This window comes from Halorubrum sp. AJ67 (assembly GCF_000513435.1).
In genome coordinates, this window is record NZ_CBVY010000002.1 from 388,747 (window position 1) to 390,203 (window position 1,457).

Here is a 1,457-nt window from a genome sequence, read left to right on the forward strand (position 1 = left end):
GCCGCAGGCGTCCACGCGGACGACGGCCCCGTCGGGTGCCGGTTCGGGGCCCAGAACGTCGCGGACCGCGAGCGGCTCGCCGTACTCTCGCAGGATCGCTGCGCGCATACGTCCACACACCGGCGGACGGGACAAAGTTCCCTCGGCGGTCCCTCCCGATCGGGGCCGACGGATTCCCTGCCGAGTCGGCTACCGGGTCGCCCGAACCGATTATTTCGCGTGTTTTCGAGTTGATCTCACCGTATGACAAGTGATAGGCGAGTAAGGTTTATCATGGCAGAATAGCCTCGTTGACACGTGTCGGAACGAATGGAACAGCGCCCCGGAATCGCGTACCGTCGTCCCGAGGGCGACGCCTCTCGGTTCGTGGTCGAGGCCGCCGGAGACCCGCGGCTCGACCTGCCGGAGCGACCGGACGGGGGGTGGCTCGGTTGCGTGGCCGACGAGGACCGTGACCGGCTCCGCGCGGCCTTAGAGACCGGTCCCGTCGACATCGTGTACCGGGTCGAGAGCGGCGCGGAGTCGCAGTGGATCCACGAGCGCGGCCGGGAGACCGACGGCAGCGACGTGGTCGGTTACCTCTTCCCGGCGGACGAGCGCGTCGAGCGCCGGCGTCGGCTGGAGCGACAGCGGGAGCGGCTAGAGGAGTTCGCGAGCGTCGTCTCTCACGACCTCCGGAATCCCCTCTCCGTCGCGGTCGGGAACGTCGAACTGGCCGACGACATCGACGGCGACGCGGCGACGGAGCGGTTAGAGCGGGCCCTCGACGCGCTCAACCGGATGGACGACCTCATCGGCGAGCTCCTGACGCTGGCCCGGGAGGGAGAGACGGTTCGGACCGCAGAGCCGACGGAGCTGCGGTCGGTCGTCGATCGGGCGTGGGAGACCGTCGGCGAGCCGGCCGACGCCGCCCTCGTCGTCGACGGACCGCTCGGGACGGTCTCGTGCGATCCCGACAGGCTCCGACAGGCCTTCGAGAACCTCTTCCGAAACGCGCTCGAACACGGGACGCCCGGCGGCGTCGACGCCCTCTCCGGCCCCGGACCGACCGGAGACGAATCCGAGACGGGTTACCACATCGCGTCCGGGACGCTCTCGACGCGCGAGGAGGAACCCGCGGACGTCGAGGACGCGGCGGTCCGCGTCCGCGTCGGCCGGACCGACGACGAATTCTACGTCGCGGACGACGGTCCGGGTATCGATCCCGACCAGCGGGACGCCGTCTTCGAGCCCGGACACACCACCGCCCCCGACGGCACCGGCTTCGGGCTGGCGATCGTCGAGCGGATCGCGGAGGCGCACGACTGGGCCGTCTCGGTGACGGAGAGCCGAGAGGGCGGCGCGCGGTTCGAGTTCGTCTGCGACGGTCCGCTCAACGTCGGGGAATCGCCCGAAAACGAGTCGAACCCGACGCACAGCGCGTGAGCGGCCGCGACGCGCGGCAGCGAGCCGGTCAC

1 protein-coding gene and 1 pseudogene are annotated in these 1,457 nt (G+C 70.5%); one reads left to right on the forward strand and one right to left on the reverse strand.

The window, feature by feature from the left end; all coding sequences use genetic code 11:
* A pseudogene (locus tag BN903_RS17875) lies at nt 1-108 on the reverse strand (alcohol dehydrogenase); the annotation flags it as partial.
* A gap of 189 nt (nt 109-297) precedes the next feature.
* Between BN903_RS17875 and BN903_RS03615 the strand changes: the two are divergent.
* The gene (locus BN903_RS03615; RefSeq protein WP_048076407.1) at nt 298-1,425 is read left to right on the forward strand and encodes a HAMP domain-containing sensor histidine kinase; all 1,128 of its coding nucleotides are present in this window, start codon (nt 298-300) and stop codon (nt 1,423-1,425) included.
* Nucleotides 1,426-1,457: the final 32 nt, after the last annotated feature.